At 36.2% G+C, this 17,306-nt stretch carries 14 protein-coding genes and 1 pseudogene; 14 read left to right on the top strand and 1 reads right to left on the bottom strand.

Going from position 1 to position 17,306, the window contains the following annotated elements; genetic code table 11:
- Positions 1-84 precede the first annotated feature (84 nt).
- The 8 genes and pseudogenes from CEG13_RS02120 to CEG13_RS19195 form a co-directional block, all read left to right on the top strand.
- Positions 85-1,311: a hypothetical protein gene (locus CEG13_RS02120; protein ID WP_100010108.1), complete on the top strand. Its 1,227-nt coding sequence runs from the start codon at positions 85-87 to the stop codon at positions 1,309-1,311.
- The gene (locus tag CEG13_RS02125) at positions 1,308-1,772 is read left to right on the top strand and encodes a three component ABC system middle component (protein WP_100010109.1); all 465 of its coding nucleotides are present in this window, start codon (positions 1,308-1,310) and stop codon (positions 1,770-1,772) included. Before CEG13_RS02120 ends, CEG13_RS02125 begins: the two co-directional genes overlap by 4 nt.
- Positions 1,769-3,652: a DUF3732 domain-containing protein gene (locus tag CEG13_RS02130; RefSeq protein WP_100010110.1), complete on the top strand. Its 1,884-nt coding sequence runs from the start codon at positions 1,769-1,771 to the stop codon at positions 3,650-3,652. The genes CEG13_RS02125 and CEG13_RS02130 overlap by 4 nt, the downstream gene beginning before the upstream one ends.
- Before the next feature lie 203 nt (positions 3,653-3,855).
- Positions 3,856-4,158, top strand: a complete 303-nt coding sequence (locus tag CEG13_RS02135; RefSeq protein WP_100010111.1) for a hypothetical protein — start codon at positions 3,856-3,858, stop codon at positions 4,156-4,158.
- Between the two features lie 477 nt (positions 4,159-4,635).
- Complete coding sequence (locus CEG13_RS02140; RefSeq protein WP_100010112.1) at positions 4,636-6,600, top strand: ATP-dependent nuclease; 1,965 nt, start codon at positions 4,636-4,638, stop codon at positions 6,598-6,600.
- Between the two features lie 12 nt (positions 6,601-6,612).
- Positions 6,613-8,511, top strand: a complete 1,899-nt coding sequence (locus tag CEG13_RS02145) for a UvrD-helicase domain-containing protein (protein ID WP_100010113.1) — start codon at positions 6,613-6,615, stop codon at positions 8,509-8,511.
- Positions 8,508-8,855: an SDR family NAD(P)-dependent oxidoreductase gene (locus CEG13_RS02150; RefSeq protein ID WP_275661790.1), complete on the top strand. Its 348-nt coding sequence runs from the start codon at positions 8,508-8,510 to the stop codon at positions 8,853-8,855. The genes CEG13_RS02145 and CEG13_RS02150 overlap by 4 nt, the downstream gene beginning before the upstream one ends.
- 156 nt (positions 8,856-9,011) lie before the next feature.
- Positions 9,012-9,215 (top strand): annotated as a pseudogene (locus CEG13_RS19195) (ATP-binding protein); the annotation flags it as partial.
- Here the strand turns inward: CEG13_RS19195 and CEG13_RS18560 are convergent.
- Complete coding sequence (locus tag CEG13_RS18560; RefSeq protein WP_143469644.1) at positions 9,132-9,437, bottom strand: hypothetical protein; 306 nt, start codon at positions 9,435-9,437, stop codon at positions 9,132-9,134. The pseudogene CEG13_RS19195 and the gene CEG13_RS18560 sit on opposite strands and share 84 nt — an antisense overlap.
- A gap of 1,034 nt (positions 9,438-10,471) precedes the next feature.
- On the opposite strand from CEG13_RS18560, the gene CEG13_RS02160 reads away from it, so the two are divergent.
- The 6 genes from CEG13_RS02160 (at position 10,472) to CEG13_RS02185 (ending at position 17,270) form a co-directional block, all read left to right on the top strand.
- Complete coding sequence (locus CEG13_RS02160) at positions 10,472-11,032, top strand: hypothetical protein (protein WP_100010116.1); 561 nt, start codon at positions 10,472-10,474, stop codon at positions 11,030-11,032.
- Between the two features lie 23 nt (positions 11,033-11,055).
- On the top strand, positions 11,056-11,517 hold the full coding sequence (locus tag CEG13_RS02165; protein ID WP_100010117.1) for a protein-export chaperone SecB: 462 nt from the start codon (positions 11,056-11,058) through the stop codon (positions 11,515-11,517).
- Entirely contained in the window at positions 11,518-12,267 is a 750-nt protein-coding gene (locus tag CEG13_RS02170) for a hypothetical protein (RefSeq protein WP_100010118.1), read from the top strand.
- 279 nt (positions 12,268-12,546) lie between these two features.
- Positions 12,547-13,005 (top strand): hypothetical protein, encoded by a 459-nt coding sequence (locus CEG13_RS02175; protein WP_100010119.1) that lies wholly within the window; start codon positions 12,547-12,549, stop codon positions 13,003-13,005.
- A 283-nt stretch (positions 13,006-13,288) separates the two neighbouring features.
- A complete protein-coding gene (locus tag CEG13_RS02180) occupies positions 13,289-15,211 on the top strand; it encodes a BglG family transcription antiterminator (protein WP_100010120.1) in 1,923 nt (640 codons plus the stop codon).
- 94 nt (positions 15,212-15,305) lie between these two features.
- Positions 15,306-17,270 (top strand): fructose-specific PTS transporter subunit EIIC, encoded by a 1,965-nt coding sequence (locus tag CEG13_RS02185; protein ID WP_100010121.1) that lies wholly within the window; start codon positions 15,306-15,308, stop codon positions 17,268-17,270.
- Positions 17,271-17,306 lie beyond the last annotated feature (36 nt).

The following is a 17,306-nucleotide window of genomic DNA, read 5'->3' on the forward strand; positions in this document are numbered from 1 at the left end:
TATAATCGATAGCCACTTAAATGGTAACAATCTATTAAATAGTAGATTAATACTTTATTAATGTTGTAGGAGGACTTTTGATATATGAGTAAAAGTTACGAAGAAGTTACTGCTGCAGATAGAACTTCCGTTGGATTTGAATATCAACATTATTATTTTATATACCGTCTATTAAAATTAAAAAAGGATGAAAGTATTGGTTATGAAGTTAAAGATGATGTTCATATAGAAAATATTGATGGAACGGATGAATTAGTTCAGGTCAAACACACTTTAAAAGTTAACTCAGATGGAGGAGCGGCTAATCTCACAGAACTCGATATAGATTTGTGGAAGACACTTCGTAATTGGTTAAACCTAATAATAGAAAAAGATGATCCAATTTCATTTTTGGCTAATACATCATTTCTGATAGCTACCAATAAAAATGATAGCAAGCGTAATCGATTTCTGAATAAAATTAAAAAATATAATGAAGACGAAATCCATTTTGAAAATGTTTATTTATACATGAAGGAACTTATTGATAAGACAAAAAGTTCAAATATTAAAGAGGAAATCAGATATGTACTTAAAACTGAAAAAAAATTGTTAGCTCTTTTTTTAAAAAAAATAAAGTTTGATTTATCACTTGAAGATTTAATTGAAATGATTGAATATAAAATTAAGGATAATTACGTATCTGAAGAGCGTGTTAAGGATGTATTTACGTGTATTGAAGGAAATCTGAGATTATGGAAATATGATGTGGTAAAAAAGGGAAAAAAAATAATAATTTCTAAAGAAATGGCTACAAAAAAACTACAAAAGTGCTTTGAAGATGCTAGAAGGAATATTTTACCACAAAGAGAGATAGATACGTATATAGATAATGTTCAAGAGCTAAAGGACTTACCATTCATTCAAGAATTGATTGAAATTAACGATATAGACATAGATGATCATACAGAAATGATTAGGTATAATAGTCAAATGTTAAAATTAAAAAACAACTTGAACCAATGGCTTACTGAGGGGCATTTAACTGAAATTGATCAGAAAAGGTTTTGGGAAGATAGTTATAATCGATGGCATAGTATCCATAAAAGGAGCCATAGAAGAACTAGAAAGATTAATGGATTGCAAAAAACTCCTGATCAAGAACAAAAACTTATTGACGCAGCTTTGAATTGTTTAGATGATACAAGAGATATTAATTTGCAAGTTGATGGGACAACGCTTACATCTGATATGAGTAATGGAAATTATTATCATATGTCAAATAATAAGGAAATAGGTTGGAAAGTGGAATGGGAGGATAGATATAGGTGAAGATCTTAAATGCTGATAGTTATTATTCATATAATAATGAGGCTATCGGATTAGTTGCGATAAGTTCAATTTTGAAACTGAACAGGAAACTGTCAATTTCAAAAGCTATGCTTATACTTCCATTAATTCTGCATGATCCAACTATGAATTACCTTCAAAGGAAGAATGTAAGAATTAAAAGTGTTGATCAGCTAATATCGGATAAATCTATCTACATATCAAATTTTAATAAAAGATTCATAAGTATGTTACCTGTAACTCTAAATTGCCTCTACTTACTAGAAAAATTGGAACTGATAAAAATTGAAGAAGGTAACGTTATTAGAATAGGAGAAATACAACTTGATAAAAAGAAACTAGGGAAAAGAGGAAATAAAGTTTATAAGTCAGTTGATAATGTAAATAATATATTGAAATCCAGTGATTATTATCTATATTTACAATTAAGGGTGGAATTATGAATTTTAATATAAGGAATATAATTTTATGGTGTGAAAATGGAACTATTAGAAACTTGTCATTTCAAAAAAATAAAATAAATGTAATAACAGGGGGAAGTGGAACGGGTAAGACAGCAATCTGGTCCATCATCGATTATTGCCTACTAAAGTCTGATAAATTTGGTATACCTGAAAAAACAATTGGTGAAAATATTGCCTGGTATGGAATAAGGATAGAATTAAATGAAAAAGTATATACAATTGGCCGAAATTCATTTTTAGCTAAAAAAGAAAGCGCGAAATTGTTTTATTTCTCTGGCGATGGTGAAATACCGGATTTCCCTGAAGACAATATAAGGAGTAAAGGTATAAAAAAAATACTAGAGTCTGAATTCTCTATTGATAGTAATGTGAAGATACCTTATGGTGGAAAGGTTATTAAAAAGGGAAGCAAAGTTTCGTTTAGATATTTTTTGTTGTTTAACGCACAAACTCAAAATATTATAATTAATGATGAAATATTTTTTCCAACACATTCGGAAACAAAATACTCAGAAGCATTGGATAGAATTTTTGATATGTCTTTAACAATTGATACTATTGAAGAAACTTTGGTAAGGGAGAAAATTAATGAATTAAACAAACGTAAAACAAGATTAGAAAGAAAACAAGAATCAATAAATACAGAACTAAACCTATTTTATGAGGAAATATCAGAATTAGTTAGAAAGGCGAAGAAATACTCATTGATTGATGAAAATATTAGTGATTTTACAGATGCATATGAACAATTGAAACTACTTAGAGAGAAACCAATTGAAACCTTTAGGGAAAGCGATAACAATAAAAATAGCGAACATGATGAACTTTATAATATGCGAACAACGTTAAAAAGAAAAATTAGAAATCTAGAGAACTTTAACAAAGAGTACTCAGAATATAAGAAGGCATTAAATATGAATCTTGACAGTTTAAAACCCATTGAGTTTGTCTTAGATAATCAGTCTGAATTAATTTCAGATGAAATTACAAATAGGTTTATTAATCAATTGGAAGTACAACTTAAAAAAATAAAAGGTAAAATTAGTAAAAAATCTCCTATCTCAATTAAAGTAGATGAGGAGATATTAATTAATAAAAAACTACTTGGAGAAGTAGAGGGTAATTTACTTCTATTTGATAGGGAAGAAGAACCCGCACACGAATATTTTAATAGACTTGTAACTTTAGGAGAGGTTAAAGCCAAACTTGACCTTTTTGATGATAAAACTCTTTACACAGATTATAATGAGGGAATTAAAGAAGTAGAGGGAGAAATAGAGGAACTTAGTATAGGTTTAACCTCCCATGAAGATAAAAAAAATTCAATAATAACTTGGTTGGAAGAATTAATACAAGAATACCTAGACAGAAGCAGCAAAGCTCTCGACAATTATGCAGGCTATAAGGCTGTTTTTAACTACTCCGATAAAACCCTTAAATTAAGGGAACCAAAGACACCTAATATTATTAATACTGTTGGTAGTAGTTCAAATGACTTGTTTTTACATATATGCTTGTTTCTTGGGTTGCATGATTTACTATTACAAGTTAAATCACCATATGTTCCAAGTTTTCTCTTCTTAGACCAGCCCAGTAGGCCGTATTATGATGATGGCAAACCAAAAGATAATCAAGAAATAAAAGGTACTGATAGGGAAAAGATATCTATTGCATTTAAAGTCCTTAATTATTTTATGGAAAAAGTACTTGAAAGAAAGGATTCATTTCAAATGATAATAGTGGAACATATCCCCCCAGAAATTTGGGAGAGACAAGGTTTAGAGAATGTTCATTTAGTTGAAGAGTTTAGAGACGGTAACTATCTAATAAATGAAATTAATAAAACTAAGCACGTGTAAAAAGTAAGCACGGCATTTTTATGCGAATTTATCTTAGTATAACTTAGTATAATACTCTAGATCTGTGAGATCAGGTAGATAGAAAAACACCACTCTGTCAATCGGTGACTGGGTGATGTTTTTCTAAAAAACTCCCTATCAAAACGGTGATTGGATGTAATACATGCAGCAAAAAATTAATAAAGACATGAGATAATTTACCTTTGCCATATTTCGGATCCGCCATTGAAAAGATAGGCAATCCTGACATATATAAGGAATATGGTATTTCCAATATTTTTGCCTACAGTTTTGTTCATAAAGGATATTTTAAGATGTATTCTTATTCAGAGGAAAAGTTCTCCAAGGGAAAAAAGCAACCAGATCAATCCTCATTAGAAAAAGATGAAGATAGTAAAATTGTATTAAAAGGAAGGACTAATAATGTTAAATCCAAGATCTCCTCTATAGATGCCATTAATATGGATAAATCAACGGTAATAGATCCATTCGGTCGGGAAGGATAGAGCCCAACAATGGAGATGTATTACCTGATAACGTTCAGACGCCTATACTTAATATAAGACGAGAAAAATACATACTATCGATTTTATAAGTGACAATCTATTGCTTTCCTTAGAAGCGAATGCTCACCATTGGCAAATGTTTATTAAGACATTAGACAGGTATCTTTCGCAATAAATAGAAAAATAGAAGTGATCCTACCCTCAGATCTCACTCCTATTAGGTTAAAGAGAAGCAAGTGGTGGGCTTCAAAGAATCATGGGAAGAATAAGTCTTTTAATGTAATTGGACCTGGATTGTAACACTTTTTTATTTACTGATATCAGCATGTGTAATTATTTCTATTGGTAATGGCAAGCGACGGAATAGTGGGACCGAAAGCACCCTATTATTTTTTGCGAAAATAGTAATATAGTAATAAATTTATTTTAGTAGAAGATGCCCTTGTGTTAAGGGGGCCATATCAGGAGGGCGTTGCTTTGAAAATCACATCAATTAAAATAAAGAATTTCCGGAGTTTTGGTAGTAAGGAAAAAGTTATAGACTTATCCGATTTAAGCACTTTTATTGGCGCTAACAGTTCAGGGAAAACTGCAGCACTTCAAGCACTACAAAAAATTTTTGGAGTAACCCAGAGTGAACGTAGATTAGTGAAAGAAGATTTCTTTATAAACGACAATACAGATATTCACCAAGTTAAGGAATTAAATCTGCACATAGAGGTTAAAATTGAGTTTCCTGAATTGGAAGAATCCGACAAAAATGAGGGAAAAAACAGTGTTCCTCCCTTCTTTACCCGTTTTACAATAGATTCTACTTCAAAAAAACCATATATAAGAATGAGACTAGTAGGAAATTGGTATTCAGATAATACTCCCGATGGAGACATCGATCAAAAGTTATATTTTGTTAACATTCCTGAAGGAGAAGAAGAAAATGACGAATCACTCAGTCCCGTTTTACCGCATCAACGTTCAAAGATACAAATGATATATGTACCAGCTATCAGACAGCCCCTAAAACAATTAAAAAACGCATCAGGTACCATATTTTCAAGAATATTAAACAACGTGAGCTGGCCAGAGGATATGGATCAACAAATAAAGAATGAAATGGCACCAGTTGATCATTTATTTAATAATATTGAAGGGGTAGGTCAAATAAAAGATATAATTGGTGAACAATGGCGAAAATATCATAGTGATTTACGTTATAATGAAGCTGAACTCGCATTTAGTAGTACAACTTTAATATCGATGCTCAATAAGATTGAAATACAATTTTCATCGTTTCTTGAAGTAAAAACTTACACTGTTGATAAGTTAGGGGACGGGTTGCAATCGTTGTTTTATCTATCTTTAGTTTCCTCATTACTGGAGACTGAGGAAAAATTATCAGAGACGGATATAGCACTTACGGTTCTAGCAGTAGAAGAGCCGGAAAACCATATTTCTCCACATTTACTAGGGAAGGTTGTAGAGAACCTTCATAACATATCAAATAGGAATAATGCACAAGTCTTATTAACATCACATAGTGAATCAATAGTGAAAAATATTTCCCCAGAGAATATTTGCCATTTGAGAATTGATGTATTATCAGGTACAACAGTTGCTAACAAGATAAAATTGCCTGATAAGAGTTCCGAAGCTTATACTTATGTTAAAGAGGCAGTTAGGGCTTATCCAGAGATATATTTTGCTAAACTTGTTATTCTGGGTGAAGGAGATACAGAGGAGATTATTATTCCTAAGTTTCTAGAAATTAAAGAAATATCTTCTTTTGAATCCGGAATATCCGTAGTTCCTTTAGGTGGCAGACATGTAAACCATATGTGGAAATTGCTAAATCAACTTCATATTCCACACATAACCCTGTTAGACCTAGATGTTGAACGTGGTGGAGGTGGATGGCATCGAATAAAATATGTGCTAAACCAGTTAATTGAAAATGGCTACGATAAATATAAGCTATTGAAAGTTAAAAATGGGACTTTGACGGACGATGAATTGAATGAAATGGGTGATAGGGTTACAACTAATGAGGTATTATTTTCCTGGATAAACAGATTGGAAGATTATGGAGTCTTTTTTTCAAGTCCCTTAGACATAGATTTTCTTATGTTAGAACATTTTCCTGACTCTTATAAAAAGATAATGAAATATGGTCCTAGATTACCAAAGAAGTGTGATGATCCTGATGAGTATAGTAAGAAGATTATGGCATCAATCCGATCTACCTTAAAAAATGAAAATGCCACAGGTAAAAGTTACACAGGTGTACAGCATGAATTAATGGTATGGTATAATTCATTGTTTTTAGGGAGAGGAAAGCCAAGCACGCATATTGAAATGCTCACTGCAACGAGTGACGATATTTTGTTAAAAAACTGTCCTAAAGTATTTGAGAGAATGGTTAATCATATTAAAGGGATAGTTAGATAGTGAGGAGACATAATGATAACTAATCGATCTTGGAAGCCATCTGCTGGTATAACCCTTGAATCGGCTGCAGAAAAGGCGGTGAAAAGTTCGAAAAACACATTAGTAATCGCGGGACCTGGGGCGGGTAAAACCGAACTGCTAGCTCAACGGGCATCTTATTTGCTGGAAACGGGTCAATGTAAGAATCCACAAAAAATACTTGCTATTAGCTTTAAGGTTGATGCTGCTGATAATTTGCAAAAAAGGGTTGAAAAAAGGGTCGGAAAAAAGTTAGCAAGAAGATTCGAATCCAAAACCTTTGATTCTTTTGCAAAGTCAATATTAGATCGATTCAGACTCGTGCTACCAGAGGAATATCAACCAAACCTAGATTATAAATTAGTATTTCAAAATAGGGTATTGATGGATATTGCGAAAGGGTATGTGAAAGATAAAAATCCCGCTCATCCGAATTGGCAATATGAAATAGAAGGTAAGCGTCTAACACAATTTTTAACAAAAAATCAGTTACCTCTTGTGGAAGAACCCGGAAGTTTATACAATTGGGTTACAAATCGAATGTGGAAGATTATGATAAAAGGATTTCTTTCCTTAGATAGCTCTTTAACTTTTCCAATGATTTCGCGTCTTGCAGAATACATAATAAAACAAAATCATTATATTAAGTCAGCGTTAGACATGACATACAGCCATGTTTTCTTGGATGAATTCCAGGACACTACATATGTTCAATATGATATTTTAAAAACAATATTTCTAGAATCAAATTCTATTTTAACAGCAGTTGGCGATGATAAACAAAGAATTATGGGATGGGCAGGAGCTATGGCGAATTCATTTGAGGATTTTTTATCAGATTTTAACGCCCAATCTTATCAATTGGTTATTAACCATCGTTCTGCCCCGAAATTAATAGAGGTCCAAAATATTCTTTCGCGAGCAATTAATGATAAAGCTGTCAAAGTAAAATGCACAGATAAATGGGATGAGGATGATGGATTATGTGAGGTTTGGACATTTCAGGATTACAAACAGGAAGCTAAATACATTGCACAATACATAGAAGAAAAGCTTAACACACTAAATCCACGTGATATTTGCATAATAGTTAAGCAGCAGGAAGACATTTATGCAAAATTGTTAATAAATGAATTCAAAAAGGTGGGGATACAATCAAGAATTGAAAAGGAATTTCAAGAATTGCTATCACAAGAATATGTGCAATTAATAATGAATGTACTGCATGTTGCTGCATTTAAAAACTCTTCTAGCAGGTGGCAAGAAATTATCATTTTTTTATCAGAGATAAATGGAGTTGATCCAAATGGAGATATTGAAGAAATGTGGAGAATGGAAGAGGAATTAGGAGGATTTATTAAACAAATAAGAGTAAACATGCATGAACATAATGAAGATAATGTGCAAAAAGAAATTCCAAAGATGTTGGATGAGATAGTTGGATATTTTGGATTAATAAATTTAAAAACGCGGTATCCAAAATATTCAGTTGGGGATCTTTTAAAGATAACAAGAGACAATTTTCATGAAAAAATTACAGAGTCTTTTATAAATTATGGCCGCTGGGATAAAACAATATTGGATTTTATGGGAGAATTTAGCATACCAGTTATGACTATACACAAGAGTAAAGGATTGGAGTATGAATGCGTATTTTTCATTGGCTTGGAAGATAATGCTTTTTGGAGTTTTACAAGCCAATCAGATTCAGATATGAGAGCATTTTTTGTTGCTTTATCAAGAGCTAAAACTGAGGTATATTTTACCTTTAGCGAAATACGAGAAATTAAAAAGTTTGGAAGTCTGCAAACATTGATTCAATCTAGAACAGTGATATCCTCTTTGTATGAACTGTTAGTAGCGGCAGATGTTAAAACAAGACACATCGAATAAAAAACCAGAATCCTACCGTAGGATTAGTAGGGGTTCAGAACATGGCAGGATACAGTTCCTCCAAATGGGCAGTAAACGGCCTGACCAAGTCTGTTGCACTCGAATATGGCAAACAGGGCATTCGCGTCAATTCAATCTGCCCTGGGATGACATTAACATCTGCTGTGGAACAATGGGAAAAAGGCGCTCCAGAGCAAGCAGAACAGGTGAAGCAAGCTATTCCAATAGGTCGAATTGGTAAACCGGAAGACCAGGCAAACGCAGCAGTGTGGCTATGTTCGGATAAAGCTGCATATATTACGGGCGTGAATCTGCCTGTTGATGGAGGGCAGACTGCTCAGTAATTTTCCGGGTTGTGTTAATGATTGATTGAGTGGAATTGAATTATTGATGGTGGTTATATATCTAGGGAATGCTGATTTGAATAAGAATAAGAGACTATTTGAGATAAAAGCAGCCATAGAGATGAAGCCTCCTGACTATGAAAATTCAAACATGTATTAGGACATCAGAAAGCAAAACGAGCGAAGAAAATTGCGCCTGTCGGTGGGCATAATTTTCTCTTGGTTGGTGCTCCTGGTTGTGTACAGAGCTTGCTTTCTGAAACATTCCCATTGAATTCACAGCTCCCATGTAATGGCATTAGGATTTTTTTGTTTGTTTTTTTCATCATTGTAACTTTTTACGTTATCATATGCTGTTGATAATTTTGCTCGTATATAATTTTGAGGGTTTCCTGTTTCGATATAGTCATTTTCGATATACTGTTCTGTTACACTTGCGAACATCCCTGCCACCCTTGCTAAATGGTCAATTGTGTCAAAAGCCTCTGGATCATCATGATAATGCTGAATAGCTTTTGCTTGAATCCATTCTAGCTGAGAACGTATTTCTTTAATAGCTATTAAATCAAATTTATCTTTCATTTTAAGATCACCTTTCCCTAAAAAGAATGTGTTTCGTATAGTTATATTCGGAAAGCAATAATAGTATGTTTTGATTTAAAAAATTTAAAACTAAAAATTTTTTATTTGAATTCTTTTAAATTTAATTCAGTTAAAATAAAGATATTGAAGAAGAACAAATTCAATGTCGGTTCAATGACAGGCTCGAATTTTTTGTCTTATCCGGGATACGACTATTTCACTAAGTATGCGCACTCAACCCGGTTGGGCGGAGGGTCCTGGAATTCACATATGTGAACTGGAGAAGGTGCAGAAATATCCGGGCAGGAAGATCATATAAATTCTCTTAATTTTTTTATTTGAAAAGAAGGAGTTCTGTAGTTTAAGTCGAATATGTATATAATGAGGTATCATATTAGTTAAAACACCTTCTCACTTATACAATCGAGGGATAAATGAATTAAGCGGCATGATTTAAAAATATTTTTATCTTATGCTCCTTTTCTGGTTGATTGTTCGATTATAGTTATATAAAGTGTCTAAATCTTGTGACCTGGTGCAAGCTGTGCATGGTTTTGTTATTAAAATGGGGTCAGCAGCTGAATTTGATTAACAAATTAAAACATAATTTTTTTAGCCGATATAAAAATTAAACAGGTTATGATTCAGTTATTAAACACGGGGATTTAAAAAACACATCCAATGGCGTATATACCTTCCATGTTTTGAAAGAGAACAAACGCTAAGACATAGGGATATAACCTAAGAACAGCATGCACGCATTTTTATTTTATGAATATGTTACATTCCAACGTCATATTTTTAATTAAAGGTGTTCTCGCTACATAACGGCAAATCAAAATATAGAAATAGCCCGTTGTTTATTCAGAGGAAGGTATACGTTTAAGTGCTGCAAAATACGGCAATTCTAATAGTACAAGAAAATTACCAGAAAAATTTTTCTGTGTAATTCGTTGTGGGTTAGCTTCATGTTTGTTATTATAAGAATTCAGGAATACATATAATAGAGATTTCAATATAAGGAGGAGCTTTCTATGATTAATAACTTAGAACGTTTCATAGGAGTTCAACAAAGAATAGTTTCGGATGCTGATAAGAAAATGAATGGATTAATGGAGCAAATATTCCAAACACTAGACGATCTATTGATAATCAACTTTAATCAATACCATGATATTCATAAGTTAATTGAGGAAAAAAGAAGTCAAGACAATGAGACAGCTTATTTTTGGGACTGGTTAGATGAACATGGGCTTGAAAAAATGAAAAGGATTGCTCAATCAAGTTTGCCAAATTCTGAAGAGCTGCATGATTTGTTAGAATACCGGAAGATGTTACTGGAATTGGATGCAGAGAGTCAAATTGCAGATAGTTTATTTACTTCCATTGCCGATACTTTATCTCAAATTGATGAATTTGTTGGCGCGATATCAGAGGAAGCAGCAACGGTAAAGGAAAAGCAAGACTACGAATCTTCTTTTACAGAAGAATCTATTCCAATTAATTTGCCAAAAATTGATCATACTATTCCATCCCAATGGATTATCATTGAAAGCAAAAGTCCTGCTGGAAACCCAGCAGGACTTTTGTTATAATTTGGAGAAAAGGGGGAATCAGTATGGTTCAGGAAAACGAATTTGAGTATTATAAATTTATTAAAATGAAATTTCAAATGACCGAAGCCCGGCTTGAGGATATACACATCGAGAGATTTCAAGAAATACCCGAAGATCAATGTACAAACCAGGTTAATTTTGGCAGACGATATGAATATATTGACGAACGTACATATAAAGGCTTTTTGAAAACCATTATTCAATGTAAAAACAGGGAAACCGAAGAAGTTGTAATGAATATTGAAGTTGTTTATAGTGGTGAATTTCAAACAACAGAATTGGATCCGGCACAGATGGAAGAATATGTAGATGCTCAAATAGTCCCGCAGCTTCTACCTTATTCCAGAAGTGTGATTGCACATTTAACCTCATTGATGGATATTCCTCCAGTTCATATCCCAACAATGGATGTTATACAATCCCTTTCTGCTAATAACCATAAAAGCGATAATGGGGACGCATAAATGAATATTGATAAAGTTACCTTTGTAAAATCAGACTATGATTATCCCCAACTGGAAAAAGTGGCGGATGATTTTGCGTTATTTTTATTCAACGCTTCTCCATCCATATTGGGTATTTTTGTGGAATTCATGCGGACAAGTACTCCCGTATCCTTTCACGACTATAAACCATTTAATCAGAAGTTTTTTTCCAAGCTGATAAAAAACGAAAAAAAGGCACCCCCAGACATAAAGAAATTGAGAGATTTCTGTCATCTTTTCTTTGAAACATGTCAGACAGACGACGAAATCAAAAAAATGCGAGGGCTTGTACCTGAAAAATTATTTGAGAAAATTTTTAACAAAAGACACGAGAGCAAAGATAATTGTCACATCGACTACGGTGTAAAAGTGCTAATTAATAACAAGGCGGTCTATTACAAACCTGATAATCCTTTTGAGACAGAAGAGGATATTGACAAACCACGTCAATCGGTGGACGCAGGTTTTTGGGATGGCCATGAGGGTGAATTTGCTGAAGTTAAGTTGCAGCCGCATGCATTTCGTACAAAAGATATTGGCTACTTAAGGTTATTAGCGGAAAAACTTAATGAGAACGATATCTCCTATTGTATATTTCTTGTTGCTTTTAACAATAAGGAGTTAATAACGAGTCAACTTGAAAGGCTCCAGTTAATCAGCAAAGATAATGCGTCGGAGTTTTCGCTTATTGGAACGAAAGAATTATTTCAGTTAGGAGAAACTGCTTAAGTTAATTGATGTATATTCTGCATGTACCATCTTTTGATTTGCTTTTTCTAGTATAATGAGTTTGTGCTTTGTGCGCAAACTCATTATATATGTCGCAGATGGTACATTTCATTGACTGTGATCATTTATTACCCCCTCCCTGCCATGCATGCTCTTACCACTGATTGCCAAGTAATTTACCACACATTGCCATTCTATTTACCAACGATAAAAAAGCGATACCTTTGTACTATTTTCCACTCTCCGTTCATACATTATCAAATAAAAGGGGAGATTTGCTTGATTGAGTACGGAATGAGATTATTTGGTACTAATCCAGCTCAATTATTACTTATTATTATTTGTTCAGGTTTGGTGATCGGAGCACAACAATTGGCTATAAATTTATCAGACATGTCATTATCGATGTTCATTTCCACTGAATTTAATAATATTTTTGCTGACAATCAATCACATAATTTTTTTAACAATGTATTTTTACCATCGATTATGTATATGATAGCAAGTGTTTTACTGGTGTGGATGGGGGTTACCAATTTTGCTGCGATCAGAAATGAAGAGAGCAAGTTTAATGGAATATTAAAGTTTTTATTAGCATTGATTCAGATAGCCTTATTTTTTACTTTCTTCTTTGTCGGCGGGAAATTACTTTTTTATAGCGTAATTTTTTCACTAATTATTTTTGTATCTGCAATTTTTATACTGGGCGCACTGACATCAGAAAAAAAGCAAGGGTAAAACTTTTAAGACCACAGGTGCAGGTACCTTGGTCCGCTATTAGCTCAGGCTGAATGTTCCTTATTCATCGGTCTATTTTAAAAGGATCATATAATCACATTCAATTATAACCCTGACCAAAAATATGCTTTCATAGCAATACCGGCGTAAGCTAAATAATAAGAGGTGTCATGATGCAAAAAACTCGGAACACATCATGGCACTTCTTTCTTTTCACTGGTCTTCAACCCATCATCTCCCTTATGATTATACTAGTATCTACACATCCTGGATGGTGTCTTAGATGAATAACAGACAAAAAGAACTACTACGCATGTTGCTGACCGGTTCGAACAATTTTGTCCATGTACAAGAGCTCGCGGATGACCTGGATTGCTCGGAAAAAACAGTGCGGAATGACTTGGACAAGTTGGAGACCTTACTCGAGGAATACTCTTCTGCTGAGCTAAAACGGAAACGGGGAAGCGGGGTTTGTCTTTCCATCAATAATGAGGACAAAGTAGAATTGTTCCATCGTATCTATCAGGATTCAGCAGTCTCCGATGATGATCGGTTGCTTGAGATGGCCTACCAATTGCTTGTCAGCGATAGGCCGCTGACTTTGGCAAATCTGGCTGGTGAGCATTTTACCAACACAACCAAAGTCAAAAACGATTTAAACCGGATTGCCCGCTGGCTTAAGGATTATCATTTGGAATTGATACCCAAGCAACGGCTAGGACATTTTGTTAGAGGTGAGGAATTAAAGAAACGGAATGCGCTGGCAAATCTCTCGGAGTTAATCCCATCTGGCGGCCCACGGGAGCGGAGGCGCGTTCTTCATTTGTTCCAGCCATATGAAATCAGTACGGTCAAAAAGCTGCTGCGGGATTTGCAGATGCGTTATCCCATTACTTTGGCGGAAGGTGAATTTGAAAGCCTGCAGATTCACGCCCTGATTATGATTAAACGTACCCGGCAGCATTCCTCTATTTTTCTGGGAGAAACCGATGATGATACAAGTGTAAACCTGGAGTCCTATACGATGTCCGCATGGTTTCTGAAACAACTGGAGGATACGCTTGGCATGTCCTTTCCCGAAGATGAGTATGTTTATTTTACATGGCATCTCGAAAGCTGCAGGACAACGCATGGCGGAAAAGTGAGGAACGAAGACGGATTCGTGGCGGATATCGTCCGGCAGATGACGGCACAGCTGCAGCGTATGACCATGATCAAGTTTCAGGATGATCACGTGCTGACAGATGGTTTGGAAATCCACCTCGCATCAGCCATCCATCGCATCAGGCACGGTCTTACCATCAGAAATCCCATGCTCACAGACATCAAAAAGAAATATGCCTATATGTTTAGTATGGTGATTTTAGCCGTCGAGAAGATGAATGAAGCCTATGAATTGAGTATACCTGAGGATGAGGCAGCTTATCTTGTCCTGCATTTCCAGGCCTCTATCGAACGGATGGAAAAGGAAAGAGCACCAGTTAAAAGAGGGGTTGTCGTCTGTGATCTCGGAGTTGGGATGTCTCATTTGCTTCAAGCAAAATTGGAGCAGTCCTACCGGGGAATGGATATCCTCACCAGTATCAGCAAGCATGAGCTCCCGGCATTTTTGGAGAAACATGAGACTGACGTGATTATTTCTACAACGGATATTGACAGCACCGATATTCCGGTAATTGTCGTTTCACCTCTTCTTGAATCGGATGATACGAGGCGTTTGGATCAATTTCTGCAAGCAAGGAATCAGAAAGACACAAATGGGGAAGAGGCGCTGGCCGCAATTAGACAATTCCTTGACCCAGATTTTATCTATCCGCGGATGGATCAGGAACACCGGTTTGAGATCGTTGAAATGCTTGCAAATGATCTGGTGAATCAAGGATTTTCTGATCAGAAGTTTGTCCATAGTGCCATGTTAAGGGAAAGGGCATCTGCCACCGCTATCGGGGGAGGCGTAGCTATTCCGCATGCTGATCCGTATGCAGTCAGGGAATCCGTTATCTCCCTGGCCGTATTGAGGGAGCCGATCCAATGGGGTGACGAAATGGTTTCTGTTGTGTTTCTCTTAGCGATTGCCAAAGAAGACCAGAGCCTAACAAAGTCACTGATGCAGACGATAGCTGGGATCAGCCGGAATCCCGCCCTCGTGGAGAAATTGAGCGAAGCAGAATCTGCAGCTGATATCCTGGCAGTATTCGACCAATAATTCATTTTTACCGTTGTACTGGTAAAAATGAATTATTTTTTTAGGATGAAAACGTTTTATAATAGAACTAGAAAAGAAAAGGGAGGCAACTGATATGCGAATATTGGCTGTAACCGCGTGTCCGGTTGGTATTGCGCACACGTATATGGCTGCTGAGAATTTGCAAAAAGCGGCTGATGATATGGGTGTCGATATGAAAGTCGAGACGCAAGGTTCGATTGGAGCAGAAAACGAGCTCACAGAAAAAGATATTGAAGAAGCAGATGGCGTTATTATTGCCAGTGATAAAGATATTTCCAAAGACCGCTTCGCCGGGAAAAAGCTGCTCGTGACCGGTGTCCAGGAAGGCATTCGCAACCCGGAAAAATTGATCAAACGGGTGCAAAGCGGGGATGTACCGGTATATGAATCTGGACTGAAGTCGGCAGATCAAGTGAAAAAAGAGCGCAAGGAAAAGGAAAATCCGATATACCGGCACTTAATGAACGGTGTTTCGTACATGATTCCTTTTATCGTCGTCGGAGGACTATTGATTGCGATATCGCTTGCACTTGGCGGTGAACAGACCCCCGGAGGAATTGTTATCCCGGAAGATTCATTTTGGAAACAAATTGAAAACATCGGAAGTGCTTCATTCAGCTTCATGGTTCCGATATTAGCTGGATTTATTGCGGTGAGTATAGCGGATCGTCCGGGACTCGCCCCGGGGATGATTGGCGGTTATATTGCAGCAACCGGAAGTTTTTACGGAAGTGAAGCTGGCGCGGGCTTTATCGGCGGTATTATTGCTGGTTTTCTTGCCGGGTATGTTGTACTTGGCATTAAGAAGATTAAAGTTCCGCAAGCCGTGCAGCCGGTTATGCCAATCATTTTTATTCCGATCATTGCATCGTTAATCGTTGGTATCCTGTTTATAACAGTCATCGGTGCTCCGGTTGCCGGCATTTTTGCATCATTGACAACATGGCTTGAAAGCATGCAAGGTACAAGTTCGATTGTTCTGGCGCTCATTCTTGGAGCCATGATCGCTGTCGATATGGGCGGGCCTTTTAACAAGGTGGCATTCTTATTCGGATCTGCCATGATTGCGGAAGGCAACTATGAAATAATGGGGCCTATTGCGGTTGCCATTTGTATTCCGCCACTCGGTATGGGACTTGCCACTTTTTTAAACAAGCGCAAGTTTCAGCAAGCTGAAAAAGAAACAGGGAAAGCTTCGTTTACCATGGGTCTATTTGGTATTACAGAAGGCGCGATTCCCTTTGCTGCACAAGATCCCATCCGCGTGATTCCAAGCATTATGACTGGATCCATGATTGGAGCAGCAATTGCTATGATGGGCAGTGTGGGAGATCGCGTAGCACATGGAGGACCGATTGTTGCCGTCCTTGGCGCCGTTGACAATGTGCTGATGTTTTTCATCGCAGCCATTATTGGTACGATAGTAACGGCTGTCATGGTCAATCTGCTGAAAAAAGATGTCCAGCCTGCTGGTGTGACGCCTGAGGGTGTGGAAGTGCCTGCGGATGATGCGGCGGAAGGTTCTGAGGAGGATCATCAAACTGAGCCGATGCAGGATGAGATGGTTGAGGATGTGGAGATTCATAAATTGACGGATATCCTTAACCGTGATTTGATGACCGTGAATGTAGCCGGTTCGTCACAAGATGAAGTGGTTGATGAGTTCATTCAATTACTCGATGGACAAAACCTCATCGACTCCAAAGAAACGTTCAAACAAGCGATTTATGAGCGGGAGAAGGAAAGCTCAACCGGACTGGGCATGAACATCGCAATCCCGCATGCAAAGTCGTCTGCCGTCAAAAAACCCGCTGTCGTTTTCGGCCGCAGTAAAGATGGAATTGATTGGAAAAGCCTTGACGGCACGGATGCCAAGCTGATCTTTATGATCACTGTACCTGAAGATCGGGCAGGAAATGATCATTTAAGAATCCTGCAAATGCTGTCTCGGAAACTGATGGATAATGGATTTAGGGAGCAGTTGCTGCAGGCTGAGACGAAAGAAGAGGCGTATGAATTGCTGGAAACGATTCAGTAGAGATGTGAAGGGACGGGTTAGGTAGCCTGTCCCTTT

This window comes from Lentibacillus sediminis (assembly GCF_002763455.1).
In the GTDB taxonomy this organism is placed as follows: Bacteria; Bacillota; Bacilli; order Bacillales; family Amphibacillaceae; genus Lentibacillus_D; species Lentibacillus_D sediminis_A.

Bases quoted from the DNA above. Each gene is read 5' to 3' on its own strand.
- CEG13_RS02130 (WP_100010110.1), top strand. From the start codon at position 1,769: ATGAATTTTAATATAAGGAATATAATTTTATGGTGTGAAAATGGAACT.
- CEG13_RS18560 (WP_143469644.1), bottom strand. From the start codon at position 9,437: ATGAAAGATAAATTTGATTTAATAGCTATTAAAGAAATACGTTCTCAG.
- CEG13_RS02185 (WP_100010121.1), top strand. From the start codon at position 15,306: ATGCGAATATTGGCTGTAACCGCGTGTCCGGTTGGTATTGCGCACACG.
- CEG13_RS02160 (WP_100010116.1), top strand. From the start codon at position 10,472: ATGATTAATAACTTAGAACGTTTCATAGGAGTTCAACAAAGAATAGTT.
- CEG13_RS02120 (WP_100010108.1), top strand. From the start codon at position 85: ATGAGTAAAAGTTACGAAGAAGTTACTGCTGCAGATAGAACTTCCGTT.
- CEG13_RS02180 (WP_100010120.1), top strand. From the start codon at position 13,289: ATGAATAACAGACAAAAAGAACTACTACGCATGTTGCTGACCGGTTCG.
- CEG13_RS02165 (WP_100010117.1), top strand. From the start codon at position 11,056: ATGGTTCAGGAAAACGAATTTGAGTATTATAAATTTATTAAAATGAAA.
- CEG13_RS02145 (WP_100010113.1), top strand. From the start codon at position 6,613: ATGATAACTAATCGATCTTGGAAGCCATCTGCTGGTATAACCCTTGAA.
- CEG13_RS02170 (WP_100010118.1), top strand. From the start codon at position 11,518: ATGAATATTGATAAAGTTACCTTTGTAAAATCAGACTATGATTATCCC.